Here is a 22,601-nt window from a genome sequence, read left to right on the forward strand (position 1 = left end):
AGGGGCGCCGAGCGCGCTACCCGAGGCCGGTGAGCCCCGCGGAGGCGAGCGCCTGATCGAGATCGTCGAGCAGATCGTCGACGTGCTCGATCCCGACCGAGAGCCGCACGAGCCCGTCCCGGATGCCCACCTTCTCCCGTTCGGGCCGCGGGATGCTCGCGTGGGTCATCGACGCCGGATGGTCGATCAGGCTCTCGATCCCGCCGAGGCTCTCGGCCAGGGCGAAGACCTCCAGTCCGGAGACGAAGGCCGTCGTCGTTTCGAGATCCGCATCGAGCTCGAGGGTCACGATCCCGGAGCCCCCGCTCATCTGCTTCTTCGCCACGTCCACGTGCGGGTGCGAGGCCAGGAAGGGATGGCGTACCCACTTCACCGAAGCGCAGCCCTCGAGCTTCTCGGCGATCGCCAGGGCGTTCGCGTGGTGCTGGTTCATCCGGAGGGCCAGCGTCTTGACGCCACGCTGGACGAGCCAGGTATCGAAGGGCGACGGATTCAGGCCGACCGCCTTCTGGGCGAAGATCATCTTCTCCTGCCAGGCGGGATCGTTGGTCACGACGACGCCCCCCAGACAATCCGAGTGCCCGTTCACGTACTTCGTCGTGCTCGAGAGCGAGAGCGTCGCCCCGAGCTCGAGGGGACGCTGGAAATAGGGAGAGGCGAAGGTGTTGTCGACGAGGACGGGCGCCCCGACCTTCGCCGCCTCCGCCGAGATCGCCGCGATGTCGAGGATCTTGAGCATCGGGTTCGTCGGCGACTCGAGCCAGACGAGGGCCGGCGCCTCCTCCGCGATCGCCGCGTGCTGCGATTCGTCCGCGAAGTCGACGTAGCGCACGCGCAGGCCGAACTTCTCGAAGACCTGCGCGAAGATGCGGAAGGTGCAGCCGTAGACGTTCTCCTCCGCGAGGACGAGATCGCCGCTCGACAGCGTCGACAGGACGGCGGTGATGGCGGCCATCCCGTTCCCGAACACGGTCGCGAACTCACCGCCTTCGAGGCTCGCGAGGGTCCGGCCCAGGCGCGTGAAGTTGGGGTTGCCGGAACGCGTGTAGTCGTAGCCGCGGGTCTCGCCGGGGCCGGTCTGCGCGAAGGTCGACGTGGCATAGATCGGCGGCATGACGGCACCGGTCTGCTCGTCGGGCTCCTGGCCAACGTGGATCGCGCGGGTCTCGAACTTCATGAGGGCCTTGCTCCCGACCCCGCGCGTCGTGCGGGGTCCGATCGAAGCGCCGGACGATAGCGAAGGCGCGTCGTCCCTTGACCCGACTCCCGCTCCGGAGAAACCCGCAGGCGCGCCCCCGTTCCCGGGCATGGAACGCATCCACGCTTGCGTTGGATGTCCGGCGGGCCGAAAGCCCGGACATGGAGTCCCTGGCGGCCGTTCGCAGACGCACGTTCGAGGTCCTCGAGACGGGCGCCGAGGGCGACGAGCTCTCGCGCACGATCGACGTGATGATCATGGGCCTCGTGCTCGGGAACGTCGTCGCGGTCGTGCTCGAGTCGGTCCCCTCGATCGGGCGCGCCTATCAGGATCTCTTCATCGCCTTCGAGAAAGTCTCCGTCGCGGCCTTCTCGGCCGAGTTCCTGCTGCGCTTCTGGTCCGTGGCCTCCGATGCGTCCCCTCGCGAACACGCCCTCGCTCGGCGCCTCCGCTACCTCGGCTCGCCGATGGCGATCGTCGACGTGCTCGCGATCGCCCCCTTCTATCTCTCCGCGTTCTTCGCCCTCGACCTTCGATTCCTTCGCGTCCTACGCCTGCTCCGAATCGTGAAGCTGACCCGCTACTCGGCGGCGCTCGGTCGCCTCTCCGAGGTCTACCGCCTCCAGCGCGCCGCCCTGACCGCGTCCTTCTTCGTGATGGCGGTCGCGATCGTCCTCTCGGCGAGCTTCGTGTACGTCGCCGAGAACCGCGCCCAGCCCGATGCGTTCGGCTCGATCCCCGCGGCGATGTGGTGGGCCGTCTGCACGCTGACGACCGTCGGCTACGGCGACGTCACCCCGACCACGCCCCTCGGCAAGATCCTCGCGTCCGCGATCCAGATGGTCGGCATCGCGATGGTCGCCCTCCCGACCTCCCTCTTCGCCTCCGGGTTCGCGCACATCATGGACCGGAACGAGGAGACCCTGAAGGAGGAGGCGATCGAGGCGGCAGCGGACGGCATCGTGACCGCGGACGAAGCCCACGCCTACGCCGAGCTCGCGGAGCAGCTCTACGTGGAGCCCGAGGTCGCGGAAGAGATCATCGCCGCTGCGATGCGCCGCCAGGACCTGATGGACCACACCGGCGCCTGCCCCCACTGCGGCAAGGCCCTGGGCGGGTCGTAGGCTTTTCGACGCGACGAAGCGTCCTCGCCGGCCGGGTCGCCCGGATACGGCAAGCGACGCCCAATCTCCCCGTCCGCGCTCACGAATCCGGTTCAGTTCGCGGTCTCCCGGTCGATGTAGAAGGCGGGGAGCCGGCCTCTGTGCACGTCCCCCAGACGGGAGCCCGGACGTGTCCGAAAAAGAGCCGAACCAGACGGTCGAGGAAGCGCGAGCGGCGGACTTCGTCCTGCTGACGCTCGCGATGGTCGTCTCGCCTCTGGCCTTTCGGGGCTTGCAGGCCGCTCACGCGAACGTCTCGATCGGCTACGGCGACGTCCGCGGCCTGCTCGCCGACCTCGGGCTCGCCCTCGCCCTCGCCGGCCTCGTCGCCGGCGCGAACCTGCTGCTCGGTCGAACCCGTGCCCTGGCCGTCGCGGTGCCGCTCGTCGCGCTCTGGGTCTTCGGCAACAACGCCAACCTCGAGCACGTGCGCAATCTGGGCACGCTGCTCGGTGCGGCGAACATCGCCTTCCTCTTCGACGACACCTTCGTCTCCGGGTCGGCGACGCACCTGAGCCATCCCCTCGCTCTCGCCCTCCTCTTCGCCGCGACGGCCGCCGCCGGCTTCGCATCCACGCGACGCCGCTTCGATGGACACCGCGCAACCGCCCTCGTCGCGATCGGCGCCGTGGTCCTCGGCCTGCGCCTCGCGCTCCCGGCCGCGAGCGACGCGGCGACCTGGCGCCAGACGCACTTCGTGCTCGAGAACCTGCGCTGGCTGACGAGCGCCGGGGGCACGGCCGTCGCCGCCCCGGAGCGACCGATCCCGGGGCTCTTCCCTGCGACCCTCGACGGACAGGCGATCCTTCCGCTCGATCATCGCGGCGAGAACGTCTTGCTCGTCGTCCTCGAAGGCGTCTCCGGCGCCTACGTCGATCGTCTGGCGGCGATGCAGGGCCTCGACGGCGAACGCCCCCGCCTGCCCTCCCTCGACCGGGCGAGTCGCCGAGGCGTCACCCTCGTCAACTTCGCCAACCAGCAGCGACAGACGAACCGCGGGCTCTACGCCCTCGTCTGTGGCGACCTCCCGAAGCAGACGACCGCCGCTCCCAAGATGTCGGACGTCGGCGCGATCGGGCAGGACGCCGAGTGCCTCCCCCGCGCGCTGGCCCGCAACGGCTACGCGACCGCCTTCCTCCAGTCGGCGCCACTCTCGTTCATGGCGAAGGACAAGTTCATGCCCTTCGCCGGCTTCGAACGCTTCCACGGGATCGAGTTCTTCGACGCCTCGAGCGAGAAGCAGGCCTGGGGCGTCGACGATCGCGCGTTCCTGCAACAGTCGATGCGTTTGATCGACGAGCTCGACCGGGGCGAGAAACCGTGGTTCCTCACCCTGCTGTCCAGCGGGACGCACCACCCCTTCCACGTGCCGACAGATCTGCTCGAGGAGGGCGAGGTCCCGAGCTTCTCCCGCGCGATCGAGTACCTCGACTTCGCGTTGGACGAGTTCCTTTCGAACCTCGAACGCGAAGGCGTCCTCGAAGACACCGTCGTCGTCCTCACGAGCGACGAGTCCTTCGGACTCGACACCCGGAGCGGCGACCTGAGCGATCCCGAGCTGATGCTGTCGCAGGCCTGGGGCGTCCTCGTCACGCTCCTCCCGTCCGGCGAGCAGATGGACGTGACCACACCCACCTCGCAGACGGACGTCGCGGTCTCGATCCTCGATCTCCTCGGACTCCAGCACGAGACGCGACACTTCCGCGGGCGCAGCGTCTTCCGCGAATACGCCCAGCCGCGGGCGGTCCCCTTCGCGAACACCTACATGCGCATGAGCGCACTCGCCGAAGCGGACGACACGCTCCTCTTCTGCAGCGAGGACCGCAGCGACTGTGAACGCGCGCGCCTCACGAATCCGCCCTTTCTCTTCGCGGGACACGAACGGATCGAGAGCGCAGTCCCGACGACCGACCCCGGTCGGGCCCTGCTCGCCCGGATCCAGGCGCGGAGCCTCGAGCTTCCGGTCCTGCAGGATGCGAACGCCGCCCAGAAGCGGATCGAGTACGCGCTGATCGAAACGCCCTCGACGATGATCCTGGACGCGGACCACTTCCGGGAAGAGCTCGCGCGGACTCGCAGCGAGCGGAACCAACAGGGTCGCGACACCATCGACTTCCTGAGCTTCCAGCCGGTCTTCGCGAACCAGTACCTGGCCCTGCCGAAGGGGTACGTCGCCCGCGTCGAGATCGAGGCGGAGGTGAAGGGGAACGTTCCGCTCGACCTCTACCACTCGCTCCGGGCGGTCCCGCTTCGTGCGATGCCGTCGACCGCCGAATACCGGTCGGCGGCCGCCGCGGGCGCGGAGATCCGCGGCCTCTCGGACACGTTCGGCATGCGGCCCCGATTCCTCGAGCGAACCGTGGACCTCGCCCTCACGGGCCGCTCGGTGGCGCCCGACGAGCCCTTCGTCCTCGTCTACGAGTACTCCGCCGCCGAGGACTTCGAGCGACTGAACGCACGCATGGGCGCACGCAACGACCTCGAGGGCATCGCGGGACTCGTCCTCCGCCGGGCCCAGCTGACGATCGAGCCCCTGCCGGAAGGCCAGGCGCCTCGTGGCCTCGAGATCCTCGAGTACAGCCACCGCAACGATCGCAACAGCGTGGCGGCGAGGCGCTGAGATCGTCGTGTTCGGGAAGTACCTCGTCGACCGCGGCCTGCTCCGCGAAGAAGCCCTCCTCGAGGCGCTCGAGAAGCAGGCGAAGATGACCGTCTCCTTCGGTCGCCTCGCGCACCAGCTCGGATTGATGACCCTCGACCAGGTCGTCGACGTGCTCCGCACCCAGGAGAAAGAGCCCGTCCGGTTCGGCGTCCTCGCCGTCGCGAAGGGCTACCTCGAGCCGCAGCAGGTCGACGCGATCCTCGAGACCCAACGCGAGACCCATCTCCCGCTCGGCCAGGTCCTCGCCCAGCTCGGACTCCTCGACCCGGAGACCCTCGACCGGGAGCTCGGTCGCTACCTGGAGCAGCTCCGCGCCGAAGACGGGACCTAGCGCGTCGCCGGGGCGAGGCGTGGGCTAGCCTCCCCCTTCCCGCGCCGGAGTCCCTGCTTGTCCGACACGTCCCGCCCCCGCGAAATCGACGTGGTGCTCTTCGATCTCGGAGGCGTCCTGATCCGCCTCGGCGGCATGGGCGACATGGCGATGCTCGCCGACGAGCCGGACGAGGACGAGATCTGGCGCCGCTGGCTCTCCTGCCCCTGGGTCCGCCGCTACGAGCGCGGCGAGTGCGGGGAGATGGAGTTCGCACGCGGGATGGTCGAGACCTGGGCGATGCCCGCCTCCCCCCACGAGTTCCTCGATGCGTTCATCTCCTGGCCGAAGGGACTCCTGCCCGGCGCGCGCGAGCTCGTCGCCGACCTCCACGGCCGGACCCGACTCGCGTGCCTGTCGAACACCAACCGCGCCCACTGCGAACGCTACGAAGAGCAGTTCGGCCTGATGACGCTCTTCGACGAGCAGTACCTCTCGTACGAGATGGGGCTCGTGAAGCCCGATCGCGAAGCCTTCGACCACACCGTCGAAGGACTCGGCTGCGACCCGCGACGCGTGCTCTTTCTCGACGACAACCAGATCAACGTCGAGGGCGCGCGAAGCGCCGGATTGACGGCCGAAAAGGCCGTCGGTCCCGAGGAAGCGCGCGTGGTGCTCACGCGATACGGGGTCTTCTAGGGCGTCTCCGCGCCGAAGCCCGGGTGGGTCTCTTCCCAGCGCGCGAGCCAGGCGGGCTCGGCCAGGAGGTCGATCCGCTCGTTGACCCGGTAGGAGACGGGATACGTTCCGGTGCCCGAATGCTCGCCGCGGGACAGCGCCTGCAACGTCGCGCCGAGATCGTGGACGTCCTCCATCGCGAGCCGAGGAGCGCCCGGCGGCTCGACGCGATGCGCACCGAAGAGACGCGCGTCCGGGGCGACGCGCGCCAGCACCGTGCTGGCGGCGCGCTGGTAGTCGCCGAGGCTGCTGTTCGACAGGAACGCGAAGAGCGGCCCCGGGTAGAGGAAATCGCCCGTGAAGAGCAGGGACGCTTCGCGATCGAGGAGGGAGATCGAGTCGGGCGTGTGTCCGGGCGTGTAGAGCACCTCGAGGCGCCGCCCGCCGAGCTCGATCGACTCCCCGGGCGAGAGCCAGCGGTCGACCTCGAGGGGGACGGGCGCGACGCCCTCGGTCACCCCCAGATGTTCCTCCCAGGAGAGGGCCAGGCGTCCGTCCGGCGCCCGCTCTCGCAATCCGGGCAGGTCGATCACCGCCACGTCCTCGAACGTGACCTCGTTGCCGACGTGGTCGTAGTGGAAGTGCGAGGGGATGAAGAGGATGGGGCGCATCGTGAGCGAGCGCGCGACCGGGCGCAAATCCCGTACGCCGGGTCCTGCGTCGAAGAGCACGGCCCGATCCGCCCCCTCGATCAGGTAGCTGAAGTTGAACTGGGCGTACCGGGGCTCGCCGATCGCCCAGGTGCCGCCCGCGAGCTCCTCGACGGTGAACCAGTCGTCGAACCAACGAACGCCGGGCCCCTCGTCGGTCTTCGGAAGCGGAGGGGGCGGGCCGTCCGTCGCGATGGCGCGGACGATCAGCGCATGGCGGTTGTGGATCGCCAGCCCGAAGGCCATGGCCAGCACGAGAACCAGGCCGACCGAGATCAGGAGAGGACGTCTAGGCATGCGTCGCGCGTGCTCCGGACCGCGCGCCCGACCGTCCGATCGTTCGCTCAGCCAGGACGACGAAGCCTGCGGGCGCGGACGGCGAGGAGCACGGCACCGAAGCAGATCGCGCCGCCGACGGCCGGCTCCGGCACGTACTTCCGCTCGAGAGCCTGGAAGCCCGAGATGAACTCGTAGTCGCGCCCCATCGCGCTCGTCCGACCGTCTCCGAGGAAGTAGGCGTCGATGAACGAGACCTCGTGGATGTAGGTGTTGCCGGGCACGATCCCGTTCGGGGTCCAGCTCGTCGCGGCCGGGTTCGTGAAGAGCGCCTCGTCGATCCCGTCGTCGATCGCGGCATCGACGAGATCGACCGAGATCAGCTCGGTCCAGGCGGGCGCGGTCGCCCAGACGAACGTATTCCCGGGCGGCAGGTTCGTGTCGCCGGCGGCGGGAGCGACCATCACGGGCCCACCCGGCTGCCCTGCGCCGTTCTCGTAGTCCGCGACGGGCACGACGATCGTGTCGAGCTCACCGAACTCGCCCAGGAAGTCGAAGGTCAGCGCGCCCAGCGCGTCGATCTCCGCGAGCGAGTCGAAGCGGCGACAGAAGTCGCCGGCCGGGTCGTCCCAGACGAACTCGTCGTCCTCGACCTCGGTCATCGGCAGGGTCGCGCCGGATCCCGTGTCGAGCGCGACGCCCGCGATCCCGCTCCCGAAGACGACCGGGTCGAAGAAGAAGCCTTCGTGGACGCCGTCGAGGGTGCAGGGCCCCGACGTCACGATGACTTCGTCGATCACCATCTGCGCGCCGGCGCCGGGCGCGAGCACGAGCGAGGCGAGACCGAGCGCTGCGAGCCCGGGGCCGAGTCGGAGAGAGCCGTTCATGCGGAACCCCTCGTGGTCGCGGCGCGCCCCTCGCCCTGGGCCGCTCCGCACACACCGCCAGTCTACCGGGCCTCGTCCGGCCGCTCGAATACCCCGCGGGAGCCTATACAGAACGGTGCGTCTCGTATATAGTCGGCGGGCGCGGTTCGCACGGAATCGCCCCTCCACCCCCCGCCGCACGCCCCTCGCCACGATCGATGGCGACCCGTACGCGGCGGCCCCAGGAGTCCACGTCATGGATTTTGATTTCAGCCCCGAAGAACAGAAGTTCGCCGAAGAGGTCGACGCCTGGCTGGTCGAGAATCGCGACCCGGTCGTGATGGACCACCACCGCGAGAACTTCACGCAGCTCTCCGACACCCCCGAGCGACGCGCCTTCATGAAGAAGCTCGCCGCGAAGGGCTGGCTCGGCATGTCCTGGCCGAAGGAATTCGGCGGCCAGGAGATCGAAGGCGTCTACGAGTACATCCTCAACGAGGCCCTCTCGAAGCACGCCGCGCCGCAGATCGGCAAGGGCGTCGGCATCATCGGCAAGACGCTGATCCGCCACGGCAACGACTTCCTCAAGCAGAAGTTCCTGCCGCTGATCCTCGACGCCGAGATCGAGTTCGCGGTCGGCTACTCCGAGCCGGAAGCGGGTTCGGACGCCGCGAACATGCAGCTTCGCGCGGACAAGGTCGAAGGCGGCTGGCTCCTGAACGGCCAGAAGATGTGGACGACCTCCGCGCACTTCGCGGACTGGTACTGGGTCGGCGCGCGGACCGACCAGGACAAGCCGAAGCACGACGGCCTCTCCCTCTTCCTGATCGACATGGACAACCCGAACCTCGAGGTCCAGAGCCTGCCGACGATCGGCAAGGACACGACCAACCAGGTCTTCTTCGACGACGTGTTCGTGCCCGACGAGTATCTCGTCGGCCAGCAGGGCAAGGGTTTCCAGATGATCTCGGAAGCCCTCGACCTCGAGCGCTTCACGATGTTCACCCTCTCCCCGATCGCGAACCGCTCCGAGGTTCTCGTCGACTGGGTGAAGGAAGCGAAGCGCGACGACGAGCCGCTGAAGGACGACACGAACGTGCGCCGCACGATCGCCCACATCATGACCGATACTGCGGTCGCGAAGGCGCTCTCGACGCGCTTCGTCTGCGCGGCGAAGTCCGGCGGCAAGCCGCCGACGATCGAGTCGTCGCAGTACAAGCTCTTCACGACCTCCCTCTCCCAGCGAGTCTGCAAGGACGCGCTCGATATCCAGGGTCACGAGGGAACGATCATGGAAGGCCAGGACGACGCACCGCTTCGCGGACGTTTCGAGGGTGCGTATCGCGCCACGATGAACGAGACGGTCGGTGGTGGTTCTTCGGAGATCCAGAAGAACATCATCGCGCGGCGACATCTCGGACTGCCCAAGAATTTTTGACAGACTGTCAGCCATGGCGTCCGGTATGGGCGCGATCTCCCCAGCTGGCGGTTTCCCGGGAAGCAGCAACGTCCCGTTCGCTCGACTCGGATAGCCACCGGCTCCGGACATAGGAGAATCCAAGATGGATCTCGAACTCGCAGAAGAACAGCAGATGGTGATCGACATGGCGAAGGCGATGCTCGAAGAGCATTGCCCGACCCAGCTCGTTCGCGACATGGAAGACGATGCGCACGGCGTCCCGGCCGAGCTCTGGAGCCAGATGAGCGACCTCGGCCTGAACGGCCTGCTCATCCCGGAGGAGTACGGCGGCGGCGGCCTCGGTCTCCTCGAAGGCGCGTTCGTGTACGAGGAGCTCGGCCGCGCGATGGCGCCGGTCCCGCACTTCGTGTCCTGCGTGCTGAGCGCGAAGGTGCTCCTCGCCGCGGGCAGCGACGCCCAGAAGGAAGCCTGGCTCGGCAAGATCGCCGACGGCTCGGCGATCCTGACCCCCGCATGGCTCGAGCCCGAACGGGGCCAGGGCGAGAAGGGCATCGCCCTCGAAGCCAAGTCCGAGGGCGCCACCTTCAAGCTCACCGGCCGCAAGCGCTCCGTGCCCTACGCCTCCGCCGCGGACCAGCTGGTCGTCCTCGCGCGCACGGACGCGGGCGTCGACCTCTTCCTGGTCGATCCAAACGCTTCGGGCGTCACCATGAAGCAGCTGCTCTCCCAGGGCCGCGAACCCCAGTACCAGATCGACTTCGACGGCGTGGCCGTCTCGGCCGAGAACCGGATCGGCGAAGCCGGTACGGGCTGGGCGACCTGGAACGCGGCGATGCACGAGGGGATCATCCTCCTCGCGGCGCAGGCGATCGGCGGCGCGGATCGATGTCTCGTGGAGACGGTCGACTACGCGAACCAGCGCATCCAGTTCGACAAGCCCCTCGGTGCTTTCCAGGCGCTGGCCCACTACATGGCCGATGCCTCGACGCGCATCGACGGCGGGCGCGTGCTGGTACACGAGGCCGCCTGGAACGCGGACCAGGGCCGCACCATCGCGCGCTTCGCGCCGATGGCGAAGCTCTTCTGCTGCGAGGCGTACCGCGAGACGACGCGGGTCTGCGCCCAGATCTGGGGCGGCGTCGCCTTCACGATCGAGTACGACCAGCAGATGTTCTTCCGCCGCGCCAAGGCGCTCCAGCTCTCCTGGTGGGACACGCCCTACCTCGAAGAGCTGATCGCCAGCGACGTCCTGGACTAATCCTCCGGCTGCGGGCGCTCGCCGGGGTCCTCCGACTGCGGGCGCCTCGATCGGATCGAACGAAGGAACGCCTCGGGTCCTCTGGGTCCGGGGCGTTCTTCGTTCGGGAGCGGAGCCGGCTCGACTAGTGCTTGCTCACGAAGACGCGGACGCGTCCGTCGGACTGCGCCGAGCGTTCCGAGAGCAGGTGGACATAGGGGACGCTCGTCGTCGTGATCACGAACGCGTCGTAGTTCGAGAGCGACCGCGGCGCGTACCAGGGCCGGATCGGCTCCGCCTTGCGCGCCTCGACGGCCCCGATCGATCCGGCCGCCGGTCCGAGCCGCAGCTTCTCCTTCTGGCGTTCCACCCAGCTCCTCGGCGCCACGATCTCGAACGCCCAGTCGTCGGTCGTGACGATCCCGATCCGGAAGCCGTAGGTCACGACGACCGAGTGGACGACGTCGACGCCCGGCGGAACCGCCTCCCGGAAGATGCGCTGGTAGTTGGCCGCGTCGTCGGACTCGAGGACCGTCGCCGGCGTCGAGTTCGCGTACTGCTGACAGCCCCCGAGAACCGCGAGCAGGAAGAGCGCGACGAGCCCGGAACGGCCCCCGCGATCACGCATTCATGCTGCCCAGCCGCCACTCGGTGGACTCGAGCAGCCGGTCGTAGAAGGCCTGCGTATAGGCACCCTCGGGATCCTCGCGGAGCATCCGGTCCAGGACGTGCGCATCGTCGCCGACGAGGATCCGCCAGCGCCCGGCCTTCACGCCGTCGAGGATGATCGCTGCAGCCTCGCCCGCGGTCGTCGGCGCGTCGTCGCGGAACGACTCGCCCTGCATGATCAGGCCCTGTCGGATCTGGTCGTTCGTCGCGTTGCCGAGGTCGAGGCCACGCCGTTCCAGTCCTGCACGCATCTCGTCGAGCTGCTCGTCCGACATCTCCTTCGGGTCGTTCCCGAGGACCTTGCCCGAGTTCGCGATGATCGAAGTGCCGATGTGGCCCGGCATCACGACCGAGGCCTTCACGTGAGGCGCGTTCAGCTCGAGGTCGTTGATCAACGCCTCGGTGAACCCGCGCACGGCAAACTTCGCGGAGGCGTAGGCGGAGTGGGGAATCCCGGGGCCGAGGGCCGCCCAGAGGCCGTTCACGCTGCTCGTGTTGACGATGTGCCCCTCCTCGGCGGCGACGAGCATCGGGAGGAAGGTCCGGGTGCCGTAGTACACGCCGTACCAGCAGATGCCGAACGTGCGCTCCCAGGTCTCGCGATCGCCGTCGATCATGCTGACCATCGCGCCGATTCCGGCGTTGTTGAAGACGAGGTGGACGCAGTCGGTCTCGTGGTCGCGCATCACCTGGTCGCGGAACCGGAGCAGGTCCTCCTCTCTCGAGACGTCGGCGACGCAGGTCGTGACGCGGATGCCTTCCGGACTCTCCGCGTCACACAGCGCCTTGGTCTGGGCCATGTTGTCGTCGGACACGTCGCAGATCGCCACGTGGCAGCCCGCGGCGGCGAGCTGTCGGGCGAGCTCCCGACCCATGCCGGTTCCGCCGCCGGTGATGACCGCGATCTTGTCGTCGAAGGAGTCCATCGTTGCCTTTCGTCCCGGGCGCAGACCGGGCAGCGCGCCGCGGCGCGTTGGTGTCGGGGTGCGCGACGCCCCGCGTGATCATCCCCCGGATGCCTCGATCGCGCCGCTCGCGACGAAGCGATCGATCTCGTCCCGGGAGAGGCCCAGGATCTCCGTGAAGACGCTTTCGTTGTCGTGGCCGATCGACGACCCGGAGTGGGTCGTCTGCCCCGGCGTTCCGGTCAGCCCGAGCGGAATCCCCGAAGCCGTGACGCGGCCCCGCTTGAAGTGCGGGATCTCCTCGAAGAAATCTCGCGCGGCGAGCTGGGGGTCGCGGCGAAACATGTCCTCGGTGTTCTGGACGACGCCCGCGACCAGTCCGAGCTCGCGCGCATCGTCGACGATCGCGTAGTCGTTCCGGCTCGACGTCCACTCGGCGAGATGCGCGTCGATCGCCTCGCGATCGGCGACGCGGCCGGCGGCTTCGTCGTAGCGCGGGTCGCGCGCCCAGTCCGGATCGCCGACCAGTCGGCGCAGCCGGCCCCAGTCCTCGTCGTCCTCGACACAGAGCACGACCCAGCGATCGTCGCCCTCGCACGGGAAGCAGCCATAGGGCGCCCGGTCCGCCTCCCCGTTCCCGAGCCGCGAAGGCTCCCGCCCCGTGCCCGCGAACCCCGTCATCAGGCGGCCGATCGACGCGACCGTCGTCTCGAGCTGGGAGAGGTGGATCACCTGGCCCTCGCCGGTGCGGTCCCGCGACGCGAGGGCCGCCATCAGTGCGACCAGCCCGTGCAGCGCCGAGAGCGGATCCGGGTAGGCGAAGTGGGAGATCGTGCACTCGTTCTCGGGAAAGCCAGACAGACTGCAGAGCCCGGAGAGCGCCTCGATGTTCGGGCCCCAGGTCACGTACTTCGAGAGCGGTCCGGATTCGCCGTAGCCGCTCGACTCGAGCATCACGAGCGCGGGATTGCGCTTCGCCAGGGTCTGGTAGCCGACGCCCAGCTTCTCGAGCACACCGGTGCTGTAGTTCGCGATGACCGCATCGCTCTCGTCGATGAGTCGCCGAGCGAGCTCCGCGCCGTCCTCGTTGCGCAGGTCGAGGGAGACGAAGCGCTTGCCCGCGCTCCAGTCGGTGAACCAGGGCGAGCACTCCGGCTGCGTGCCCTCTTCCGGAGAGCGCGGAGGAACGAAGAGACGCGGCACGTCGGGATGGCCGTGGGACTCGACCTTGATGACCTCGGCCCCGGCCCAGGCCAGGATCCGACCGATCCAGGGTGCGGCGAGGCCCGTCCCGAACTCGACGACGCGCAGGCCTTCGAGGGCACCTCCATTGCGCGGCCCGCGGGTCGCCGACGGCCGATCGACGAGAGGGCGCGGCGGGGGTCTCACCTCGGCGCGCACCGCCTCGCCGTGCTCGTCGGGGGCCGGCAATCCGCGCGCCTGGCGCCAGGGCTGCTTCGCCGGGCGATACGGCGCCCCCGGCACGGCAATCGTTCCGGCCGCGCCGTCCTCGATCTCGACGAAGAAGCCCCGCGCCTCGAGCTGCGGATCCTTGGCGAGGCGGGCAGCGGTCTGCACCGGAGTGAACGCGATGTGGCGGCGCTGGCCTTCGTGATAGGCCTCGTCGACGGTGAGCGTCGCCGTCAGATCGCTGATGAAGAGGTCGAGCAGCTCGCGATAGGGAAGGCGCGCCGAGGAGGGTCCGTGGAACACGTCCATCAGGACTTCCTCGTTGCCGGTCACCTCGTGGATCCAGTTCGCCAGGGCGAGCCAATGGGCCGGGCGATTCACCATGAGATAGACGAGACCGTCCTTGCAGCGATAGGCGCCGGAGGGCACCGAGGCCACGAGCCCGGTCCCGACCCGTTTCGGGATCACGTCGTCCTCGAGCCACTTCCCGACGCCCGCGATGTGCGTGATCGCCGCGATCGTCTCGAGGCTCGACACGTCGACGACCTGCCCTCGCCCCGACCGCGCGGCGTGGTGGAGGGCGACGAGGGAAGCCGCCGCGGCGTTCGTCGCGGTGATGACGTCGGCCTGGTGGCTCGCGAGCCGGACGGGGGGATCCGCGGGATCCCCGATCGACGTCATGGCGCCACCGAGCGCGCTCGCCACCAGATCGTTCGAGCGCAAGCCGGCCAGCGGCCCGGTCCGTCCGAAGCCCGAGAGCGAGGTGACGACGAGGCGCGGGTTCTCCGCGGACAGGATCTCGAAGCCGAGCCCGAGCCCCGACAGACCGTCGCCGGGCAGCGCTTCCAGCACCAGGTCGGCGTCCCGCGCCAGGGCACGAAACGCCTCCGCGCCCTCGCTGCGCCCGAGGTCGAGCACGAGGCTCCGCTTGTTCGTGTTCTCGTACCGGAACGGAAGGCTCGTGCCGTCCGGGCCGAGGGGCGCCTCCCGGCGCGCGGGGTCACCGCCCGGCGGCTCGACCTTGATCACGTCGGCGCCGAGATCGGCCAGCAGCTTGCCCGCGTAGGCGGCGCTCGCACTGGTCGCGTCGAGCACGCGAAGGTGGGAGAGCGCGCCCGCCGTGGCTTCGGCGAGCCCGGTCGCAGCAACCGATCCCCCGTTCATGCCGCCCGCCCCGCTCACCGGTCGCTGGTCCTCCCGCCGTCCTATGGGGCGTCGACGTGGTCGCCCGGCAACGCCGTGACCCGCAGGGTAGATCGCGCGGATGCGGACCTGCCACCGACGGATTCTCATCAATCTAGAGGGAATACCCCAGGAAGAAGTCGGAGAAAAACCATTCGAGAACCAGAAAACCCGGAGCCTCTCAGGGTTCTCCCCCATGGCAGGCTCGGGGAATTCCATAGCTTCGTGACCAGCGCCTGAACGCCACGCAGGGAGGAAGCGACATGACTTCCGACGCTCTGGTCTTCCGTGCCCCCCGAACGGCCGCCGTCCTGGCGACCCTGTTCCTCGTCACCGCGGGCTGCGCCGCGCTCCGAATGCCGGACGCGACCGCCCCCGCCCCGACCGCCCCTCCGCCCCTCGTGGGCATGATGGAGGTCGACACCGGCGGCCGCGGCCTCTTCCTCCTGCGACCGGACCACGAGCTCGGCCGCTACGACGACGTGCTGATCGAAGAGGTCGGCTTCCGCTACAGCCCGAACCAGCGATGGCTCTCGTACCGCGACGAGGACCGCATCAACGCGATGCTGACCGCGGCGGTCCAGGGCACGCAGGACGGCACCGTCGGCGTCGTCGACGAGGCGGGGCCCTGTGTGCTCGGCGTCCGCTTCTACGTGACCGATCTCGAGCTCCATACACCGGACGTCGAAACGGGCTCGAACGTCAGCTTCGTTCGGTCCTTCGGGCAGGCGACGATGATCCTCGAGCTGACGGACAGCGAGACGGAAACTCCGATCGCGCGCTTCCTGCAACGCCGGGACCTCGGCGGTGGGACCGCGCACGGCATCACGGGCACGAGCATCAGCAGGCTCGGCTCCGTCGTGGGCGTCGCAATGCGCGACATGGGACGTCAGCTCCAGAGGATCACGCCACCCACTTCCAGCGGCTGGAACGCCGAGTGCAAGGGGAGCATGGCGAAGGCCGCCAACGGCTTCCGCTGAATCCCGACGAGGAGACACGCAGGGTCACGGATCGCAGACAGGCATCCACCGCGGTACGCCGCGGAGGTCCGGCGCGAGTGCGCGCCCGACCGAGGAAGGGCCGCGACCCACCCCGCGTCCACGCCCCGGCGCCGACTCGATCCCCGTCGAGCGGCGACCGGGGCATTCGTCTCTTCACGCGTGGCCCCGTCCGGGCCCGGCGAAAGGCGGCCGGCTCAGGCGCGGCCCTTCGTCTTCTGCATGTCCTGGATCGCCTTCATGCCGCGCCAGTCCGAGATCCCCACGATCGGCCGCTCGCCACCCTCGCCGGGATCCTCACCGTAGAACGCGATCGCCCCGTGGACGTTGGCGAGATAGACGGTCTCCTCCGGATGACTCGTCGCTTCGTGAACCGCGCCGTTCGGCTCGTAGATCCAGTCCCCCGCCTTGGAGCTGCCGCCGCGATAGTCCATCGCGCCCGAGAGGACATAGAAATCCGCCGGGCCGAGGTGGATGTGCGGCGGGTTGACGGTCCCCTTCTCCGCCTTGAAGAGCGCCGTGTAGGAACCGGTCTCTTCCGAGACCCGCAAGACCTTGATCGAGTTGCCTCCGGGCGTCTCGAACCACTCGATTTCGTCCGGGTCGACCAGGGTTCCGAAGCCTTCGATCTCCATTTCTTCTCTTCCTCGTGAGCGGACGCACCGCGGGGTCGAGCCAGTCTATCACCGGCCGGAACCCGCGCCGGCCACCCCCGCCGGCGCCGTACGGGGCCCATTTCGCTGTGATAACGTCGATCGCATGGGAATGCCGACCGACGCACCGATCATCGACCTCATGCTCTCCTTCCCGATCCTCGACCTCGAGAAGACCTACGGGAATCTGCGCGCCGCCGCGAAGGACAAGGACTCGAAGGAGTTCGAGTTCCCGGCGCAGTACATGTTCAAGGGCGTCCCACACGGCTGGGGCGAAGGGCGCGACCCGGTCGAAGTCACCCTCGAAGAAATGGACAAGTGGTCGATCAAGCAGGCCCTCGTCGGCGTCGGACCGCTCGGCGGCCCCTCCGCAAAGGCGCTCGCGAACCACCCCGATCGTTTCCTCGGCAACGTCCACGTCGATCCGAACGACGTGATGGGCGCCGTGCGACAGATCGAGGAGGCTCACCAGGAGTTCGACGTGCGCATGGCGACCACGTTCCCGGCCGGAAACCTGCCGCAGATCATGGTCGACGATCCGCAGATGTATCCGATGTACGCGAAGTGCTGCGAGCTCGACATCGCAGTCGGTCTCAACATGGGCGTGCCCGGTCCGCGGCTGCCGATGGACCCGCAGAAGGTCGAGCGCCTCGACCGCATCTGTTACGACTTCCCCGAGCTTCGGATCGTGACCTACCACGGCTGCGAGCCGTGGGAGGATCTCGCGGTCAAGCTGATGCTCAAGTGGCCCGGACTCCACTACTGCACGAGCGCCTTCGCGCCGAAGCACTATCCGGAAGCCATCATCAAGTACGCGAACACCCGCGGTGCCGACAAGATCCTCTACGCCGGCTACTTCCCGATGGGCCTCTCCCTCGAGCGGATCATGACCGAGATGAAGGACGTCCCCTTCCGCGACCACGTCTGGCCGAAGTTCCTCTACGAGAACGCGCGGCGCGTCCTCAAGATCGAGGACTGAGGCGGACCCGGCGGGCGAGACGGAGTCGATCGGGGTGACCAGCGAGAGCGAAGCGGGAGACGCTGGCCCGACCGATTCGATGGACGCGGCGGCTTCGACGAATGGGGCGGGGCTTCGCGCGCGCGCGAAGACGGTCCTGCCCTGGCTCGTCGCCGCCGGCCTCGTCTACTACGTCTTCACCCGTGTTCCCTTCGCGCAGGCGTGGGAGGCGGCGCGAGAGGCGGACCTCGTGCGCTTCGCCGGCGTCGTCGGAGCCGCCGTCCTCGCCTGGTTCGCGATCGAGTCGACGCTCTACGCCTGGCTCTTCACGCGCTTCAACGCCCCCGTCGACCGCGCGGAGGCCCGCGCGCTCCGCGGCATGTCCTACCTGCTCACGCCGATCAACTGGAACGTGGGCAAGGCCGCGGTGATCCTTCGACTCAAGCAGACGAAGGACGTGCCGCTCCTCGAGTCGACGAGCACCGTCATGTTCTACCAGTCCGTCGACGGAATCATCCTCGCGGGATTCGCGACGGCGGGGATGACGCTGCTCCCGACGCTCGTGGTCGGCGCCGAGGATCTGTCGGAGGCGCGCGGGTGGGCACTCCTCGTGATCGGACTGACGATCGTGAACCTGGTGATCCTGCGCGCGAACTGGCCGACCTTCCGCTGGCTCCGCTGGTGGCGCGAGATCGCCCTCCATCAGGCCCATCGCCGCTTCGCGCCCCGCGACCTCGGGATCCTGCTCGCCGGCAAGGCCACCTACCACTTCCTCTACATCCTCGTCTTCTACTTCGGCACCCGAGCCTTCGGAATCGACCTGCCCTTCCCCCTCGCCCTCGCCGCGACGCCGATCATCCAGGCGGTCGGGGGGCTCCCCATCTCTCCGGCCGGCCTCGGGACCCAACAGGCCGCGATGCTCTACTTCTTCGGGACCCGCTTCGGCGGCTCGGATTCGGAGGCAGCGATCGTCGCCTTCGGATTCAGCTTCCCCGTCGCCTTGATCGTCGGCCGCTGCCTCGTCGGCGTCTTCTATCTCAAGGAGTTCGCCGCGGTCCGGTCGAGCACGAGCCCGGCCTAGAACCGCCCGACCCCCTACTCTCTCCGAGTCACTCGCTCCAGGAGCCCATGATGACCACGCCCGCCCTCGGCTACATCCCGCCCATGACCAAGGGGATCACCGACGACCCCGCCTACGTGATCGCGCTCGTCGAGATGCTCGAAGAAGAGGGCGTCGAGAGCGTCTGGACCGTCGAGCACGTGATCATGGCCGACCAGTACGAGCCGCTCTATCCCTACTCCGAAGACGGCCGGGCGCCGACCGCGCCCGATACCTTGATGCCCGACCCGCTCGAGTGGCTGGCCTTCGCCGCGGCTCGGACCGAGCACCTCCGCCTCGGAACCGCCGTCGTAGTCGCCTCTCAGCACAGCGCGGCGATCCTCGCCAAGCGGGTCGCGACCCTCGACGCCCTCTCCCGCGGGCGCCTTCGCCTCGGCGTCGGGATCGGCTGGCAGCGCGAGGAGTACGAAGCGATCGGCGTGCCCTATCGTGATCGCGGGCGGCGACTCGACGAGACGATCGAGGCGATGCGCATTCTCTGGCGCGAGGAATTCGCGACCTACCAGGGCAAGCACGTGACCTTCGAGAACGTCCACATGGACGCCAAGCCTGCCAACGGCGAGAGCGTCCCGATCCTGATCGGAGGCAGCTCCGAGTTCGCCGCCCGGCGCGCCGGCCGGCTCGGCGACGGCTGGTATCCCTACGTGATCTCGCCCGAAGCCTTCACGGAGGGCGCCGAGACGATCGCGCGGACCGCGAACGACGCGGGCCGAGACCCCGCCGAGATCGAGCTCACGATCTGGCCGGCCAGCTTCGACTTCATGCGGACGATGGACGTCCCCTTCGTCCGGTCCTACGTCGACGCCGGCGCCAGCCGCGTGATGATCAGCCAGGGCGAGTCCCAGACGATCGAGATCGAAGGCCAGCGCGCCTTCGTCAAGCGCTACCAGGACGAGGTGCTCGCGAAGCTGTAGAGGCCGAGACGGCGCGTCGCGCGGGACTCAGAGCGCCTTGACGGCCTCTGCGACGACGGTGTCGTCGAAGAAGGACGGGTTCGCTTCGCGCCACATGCTCGCCGCGTTCACGAAGGTGAAGTCCCGGAAGTCCTCTTCCGAGAGGAGTCCCTCGTCGACGAGCTCCCAGGCCTCCTCGACGGTCTCGGACATGTCGGTCACGTCCCAGTGGCCGATGTCGGAGCTGAAGATCGCGCGGATCTGCGCGCCCATGGGATTCACCGAGCGGTTGAAGCCGACCGCGTTCATCGGGTCGTCCGCCTCGCATCCGAACCGGAAGTTCCGCTCGAAGATCGTCTTGATGTCCTCGGCGCTCCCGATCCCGCTCGCCTCGAAGTCGTCGCGGAAGAGCCCGGGTCCCGACAGGTGGGAAAGGCCTTCCTCGAGCTCGTCGAGGTGCTTCTTGAAACGCGCCGAGCCGTGGCTCTCGAAGAGCGCTCGGATCATGTCACGGTCGATCTTGTCCGGATCGTAGGCGTGGACGCCGGGCACCCCGCGCTTCTCGAAGTGGCCCACGAAATCCGAGTAGAGGTTCGCTGCCCAGGCGACGCCGCCTTCGAGGAACGCGCAGCGCAGCGCGGGGAAGCGCATGGGCACCCCGTGCATCACCAGCGACCGACAGGTCGCTTCACCGGCCTGCGCGAAGTTCCCCAGATGGTTGTAGACGTAGTTCGTCTGGGACATCCGCGAGCCCCAGCCCATCGCGCTCGAATGGAAGGTCGGCGCGACCCCGAGCTCGACGCATCTGGCCCAGACCGGGTCGTAGTCGTAGGGGCTCTCGGGCCCGAAGGTGTCGACCCATCGCGCGCCCCTCGGCGCCGCGGCGTCGTCGACGAGCGGTCGGTACACGAGTCCGTTCAGGAGCACCGCCTTCAGCCCGAGCTCGGTCACGCAGTACTCGAGCTCGTCGATCGCCTCCCCGGGGTCGTACATCGGGATCATCGCCACCGGCGACAGACGATCCGAGTAGGGCGCGTACATCTCCGCAGCGCAGCGATTGAACGCGCGGATCGACGCGCGGCGCAGGTCGGTCTGATCGAGGCTCATGCCCGTGAGCCCCATCGTCGGATAGAGCACGGCGTAGTCGATGCCGAACTCGTCGAGTCGGTCGTAGAGCAGACCCGGCAGCATTCCCGTGGCGCGGTCGCGGGTGTTCTCCGCCGGATAGGGCCACCAGGTGAGCTTGAAGGCCCCCATCGCCCGCCGGTCGTCGATCGACAGCGACTCGAGCGCACGCCCCGCTTCGACGACCTGATCGAACTGCGCCGCGAGTTCCCGGCCTCCTTCCTCGACGAGGAAGTCCCGGACCGCGGGCAGGAACTCGATGATGTGTCCGTCGGCGTCGATCACCGGATGATCGAGGCGGGCGCGGATCTCCTGGGACGTGGCATGGGGCGTGCTGGACATGGGACCTCCGGAGTCGGTCCTTCGACGCTACCGCGTCGCGCCCTCTCGCGTCACGGCTCCTGCCGGGCAACGCCGCCCGAGATCGGCCCGGGCCCCGCGAGCGGCGCCGAGGGTTCTCCCTCTTCCGGCAGGTTGTGCGCCCAGACCCGCTGGTTCCGCCGTTCGACGATCGCCCAGGATCCGTCGCGCAAGGCGAAGCGATCCTCGTAGCGCGTCCCGCTCACGTTCTGCATCACGAGCCCCGCGGCGTCGGGCGGATAGGTCGCGGAGTTGATCGAGTAGGTGTCGACCCGGGCCTCCCCCGCTTCGAGGTCGAGCTCGATCCAGGGCGTCCCGAAGACATGGAGCGTCGACTCGAGCTCGGGCAGCGATGCGGACAGGAACGACATCGTCGCGTCGAGGTCGCCCGTGAAGAAGTCGCCGTAGTGGACGCGCGCGTCCGCGTGGAAGCAGGCGCGGACCGCCTCGAAGTCCCGCGCGTCCACCGCGCGTGCGTAGCGCTGGATCACCCGCGTGATCGCCCGCTCCGCGAGCAGGATCGCCAGCGCTTCGCCCTCTCCCATGCCCGATCTCAGCCCAGCTTCGACGTCTTCACGACCTTCGTCCGGACCCGCTTGGGTTTCGAGGTCGGGAAGATGTAGCGCCAGTAGATCGTGCCGGCGCCCTGCCCTTCCGTGTCGAGCCAGTTCGGCACGCCCGGGTCCTCGTGGGCGATCACGATCCGGAACGAACCATCGTCCTCGTAGGTGATCTGGTTCCGGTTGAGCGAGATCTGGCGATTCGCGTAGTCGTAGCTCTGCATGAACGCGTTCCAGAGCACGACGTTCGCGAAGCGGCAACCCGGGAAGCGGCCGGTCATGACGAGGGCCTCGTCCGGTGCGAGTTCGTACTTCGTCTGCGCGTACCAGGCGTGGGTGTTCCCGTAGGCCTGGTCGCCGGACGCGCTCGCCCACTGGCCCGGCGCCGTGAACTCGTTCTTCTCGAGCGAGACCCAGCCGAGCTTCTTCGCCATCTCCGGGCTCGTCTTCTGGAACGTCATCGCAGAATGCTCGCGCACGAAGTTGGCGACCCACTCGAGATGCTTCGCGACGCCCTCGTCCCCTTCGTTCGGCGGAAGCGGTTCGGGATCGATCACCTCGAGGTTGATCGGGATCACGCGACCCGGGATCGCCGCCACGTTCTGGCGCGCTTCGTGGTAGTGGCGCGTCGTGATCTGGCTGGCGCCGTCCTCGAGCTTCATCCAGTTGCCCTTCGCGGGCTTGTCGCGGCTGACGATGATCTCGTAGCTGCCGTCGCCGTTGATCTCCATGTCGAGATCACTGAGCGCCGAGATCGAGCCACGGGCGGCGTGACCCTCGTGGCTGCCGCGTTCGATCGTGAAGGACGTGAAGACCGCCGCCCCGACGTTGCCGGTGACGCGATAGGCCATGTCGTCCCGGATCGGCGCGAAGTAGTAGACCGAATCGGGATTGCAGCCGAGCAGCTTCCGGGTCGGCGTGACGTACGGACGGAAGACCGGACGGTGGGGCTTCGCCTCGAGCCAGAAGTCCAGCGCCGTATAGAGGATGTGCGCGAGCGAGCGCTCCGCCTCCGCGAGCTCCGCCTGCGTGAAGCCGCGATCGGCGCGAATCAGCTGGTCCTCGACGCCGCGGATCGTGTCGAGGAGACCGCGCATCGCCGCCCGGGCAGCCGTCCCGCTTCCCTCGGCGTGTCCGTCGGCGCTCGCCATTTCGGCCAGGCCCCCCGTCATCATCGACAGGCCCCCGGCTGCTCCGACACTCTTCATGAAATCCCGTCGATCCACGGCGCCTTCCTCCTCGGTTCCG

20 protein-coding genes are annotated in these 22,601 nt (G+C 68.5%); 10 read left to right on the forward strand and 10 right to left on the reverse strand.

What is annotated here, in order from left to right; all coding sequences use genetic code 11:
- Positions 1-16 precede the first annotated feature (16 nt).
- Positions 17-1,177 (reverse strand): PLP-dependent aspartate aminotransferase family protein, encoded by a 1,161-nt coding sequence (locus NXI30_00725; GenBank protein MCR9092715.1) that lies wholly within the window; start codon positions 1,175-1,177, stop codon positions 17-19.
- Between the two features lie 182 nt (positions 1,178-1,359).
- Here NXI30_00725 and NXI30_00730 point away from each other — a divergent pair, with 182 nt between their 5' ends.
- From NXI30_00730 to NXI30_00745, 4 genes are all read left to right on the forward strand, one after another.
- Entirely contained in the window at positions 1,360-2,322 is a 963-nt protein-coding gene (locus NXI30_00730; protein MCR9092716.1) for an ion transporter, read from the forward strand.
- Positions 2,323-2,491: 169 nt separating this feature from the next.
- On the forward strand, positions 2,492-4,981 hold the full coding sequence (locus NXI30_00735) for an LTA synthase family protein (protein MCR9092717.1): 2,490 nt from the start codon (positions 2,492-2,494) through the stop codon (positions 4,979-4,981).
- Between the two features lie 7 nt (positions 4,982-4,988).
- Positions 4,989-5,354: a hypothetical protein gene (locus NXI30_00740; protein ID MCR9092718.1), complete on the forward strand. Its 366-nt coding sequence runs from the start codon at positions 4,989-4,991 to the stop codon at positions 5,352-5,354.
- Between the two features lie 57 nt (positions 5,355-5,411).
- Positions 5,412-6,032: an HAD family phosphatase gene (locus tag NXI30_00745; protein ID MCR9092719.1), complete on the forward strand. Its 621-nt coding sequence runs from the start codon at positions 5,412-5,414 to the stop codon at positions 6,030-6,032.
- Here NXI30_00745 and NXI30_00750 read toward each other — a convergent pair.
- Positions 6,029-7,018, reverse strand: a complete 990-nt coding sequence (locus NXI30_00750) for an MBL fold metallo-hydrolase (protein MCR9092720.1) — start codon at positions 7,016-7,018, stop codon at positions 6,029-6,031. The genes NXI30_00745 and NXI30_00750 overlap by 4 nt on opposite strands.
- 47 nt (positions 7,019-7,065) lie before the next feature.
- Positions 7,066-7,884, reverse strand: a complete 819-nt coding sequence (locus NXI30_00755; protein MCR9092721.1) for a hypothetical protein — start codon at positions 7,882-7,884, stop codon at positions 7,066-7,068.
- Positions 7,885-8,119: 235 nt separating this feature from the next.
- On the opposite strand from NXI30_00755, the gene NXI30_00760 reads away from it, so the two are divergent.
- A complete protein-coding gene (locus NXI30_00760; protein ID MCR9092722.1) occupies positions 8,120-9,301 on the forward strand; it encodes an acyl-CoA dehydrogenase family protein in 1,182 nt (393 codons plus the stop codon).
- Between the two features lie 124 nt (positions 9,302-9,425).
- Positions 9,426-10,541: an acyl-CoA/acyl-ACP dehydrogenase gene (locus NXI30_00765; protein MCR9092723.1), complete on the forward strand. Its 1,116-nt coding sequence runs from the start codon at positions 9,426-9,428 to the stop codon at positions 10,539-10,541.
- A gap of 124 nt (positions 10,542-10,665) precedes the next feature.
- Here NXI30_00765 and NXI30_00770 read toward each other — a convergent pair whose 3' ends face one another.
- From NXI30_00770 to NXI30_00780, 3 genes are all read right to left on the reverse strand, one after another.
- Positions 10,666-11,148 carry a hypothetical protein gene (locus tag NXI30_00770; GenBank protein MCR9092724.1) on the reverse strand — a complete coding sequence of 161 codons (483 nt, stop codon included), beginning with the start codon at positions 11,146-11,148 and terminating at the stop codon, positions 10,666-10,668.
- Entirely contained in the window at positions 11,141-12,115 is a 975-nt protein-coding gene (locus tag NXI30_00775; protein MCR9092725.1) for an SDR family oxidoreductase, read from the reverse strand. Before NXI30_00775 ends, NXI30_00770 begins: the two co-directional genes overlap by 8 nt.
- 78 nt (positions 12,116-12,193) lie before the next feature.
- Positions 12,194-14,668, reverse strand: a complete 2,475-nt coding sequence (locus NXI30_00780) for a CoA transferase (GenBank protein ID MCR9092726.1) — start codon at positions 14,666-14,668, stop codon at positions 12,194-12,196.
- 281 nt (positions 14,669-14,949) lie between these two features.
- Between NXI30_00780 and NXI30_00785 the strand changes: the two genes are divergently transcribed.
- On the forward strand, positions 14,950-15,666 hold the full coding sequence (locus NXI30_00785; protein ID MCR9092727.1) for a DUF3313 domain-containing protein: 717 nt from the start codon (positions 14,950-14,952) through the stop codon (positions 15,664-15,666).
- 215 nt (positions 15,667-15,881) lie between these two features.
- On the opposite strand, the gene NXI30_00790 is transcribed toward NXI30_00785, so the two are convergent.
- Positions 15,882-16,319, reverse strand: coding sequence for a cupin domain-containing protein (locus tag NXI30_00790; protein MCR9092728.1), 438 nt, complete (start codon positions 16,317-16,319; stop codon positions 15,882-15,884).
- Positions 16,320-16,443: 124 nt separating this feature from the next.
- On the opposite strand from NXI30_00790, the gene NXI30_00795 reads away from it, so the two are divergent.
- The 3 genes from NXI30_00795 to NXI30_00805 are packed head-to-tail and all read left to right on the forward strand — an operon-like array spanning position 16,444 to position 19,329.
- On the forward strand, positions 16,444-17,316 hold the full coding sequence (locus NXI30_00795; GenBank protein ID MCR9092729.1) for an amidohydrolase family protein: 873 nt from the start codon (positions 16,444-16,446) through the stop codon (positions 17,314-17,316).
- Between the two features lie 34 nt (positions 17,317-17,350).
- Entirely contained in the window at positions 17,351-18,376 is a 1,026-nt protein-coding gene (locus NXI30_00800; protein MCR9092730.1) for a flippase-like domain-containing protein, read from the forward strand.
- 50 nt (positions 18,377-18,426) lie between these two features.
- Complete coding sequence (locus NXI30_00805; protein ID MCR9092731.1) at positions 18,427-19,329, forward strand: LLM class F420-dependent oxidoreductase; 903 nt, start codon at positions 18,427-18,429, stop codon at positions 19,327-19,329.
- 27 nt (positions 19,330-19,356) lie between these two features.
- On the opposite strand, the gene NXI30_00810 is transcribed toward NXI30_00805, so the two are convergent.
- Genes NXI30_00810 through NXI30_00820 form a run of 3 tightly spaced genes read right to left on the reverse strand, consistent with a single transcriptional unit; the run spans position 19,357 to position 22,579 of the window.
- Positions 19,357-20,775 (reverse strand): amidohydrolase, encoded by a 1,419-nt coding sequence (locus tag NXI30_00810; protein MCR9092732.1) that lies wholly within the window; start codon positions 20,773-20,775, stop codon positions 19,357-19,359.
- A 50-nt stretch (positions 20,776-20,825) separates the two neighbouring features.
- Positions 20,826-21,338: a nuclear transport factor 2 family protein gene (locus tag NXI30_00815; protein ID MCR9092733.1), complete on the reverse strand. Its 513-nt coding sequence runs from the start codon at positions 21,336-21,338 to the stop codon at positions 20,826-20,828.
- 8 nt (positions 21,339-21,346) lie between these two features.
- Positions 21,347-22,579, reverse strand: coding sequence for a DUF1214 domain-containing protein (locus tag NXI30_00820; protein MCR9092734.1), 1,233 nt, complete (start codon positions 22,577-22,579; stop codon positions 21,347-21,349).
- Positions 22,580-22,601: the final 22 nt, after the last annotated feature.

It is taken from the genome of bacterium (assembly GCA_024742285.1).
In the GTDB taxonomy this organism is placed as follows: Bacteria; Myxococcota_A; UBA9160; order UBA9160; family UBA4427; genus UBA4427.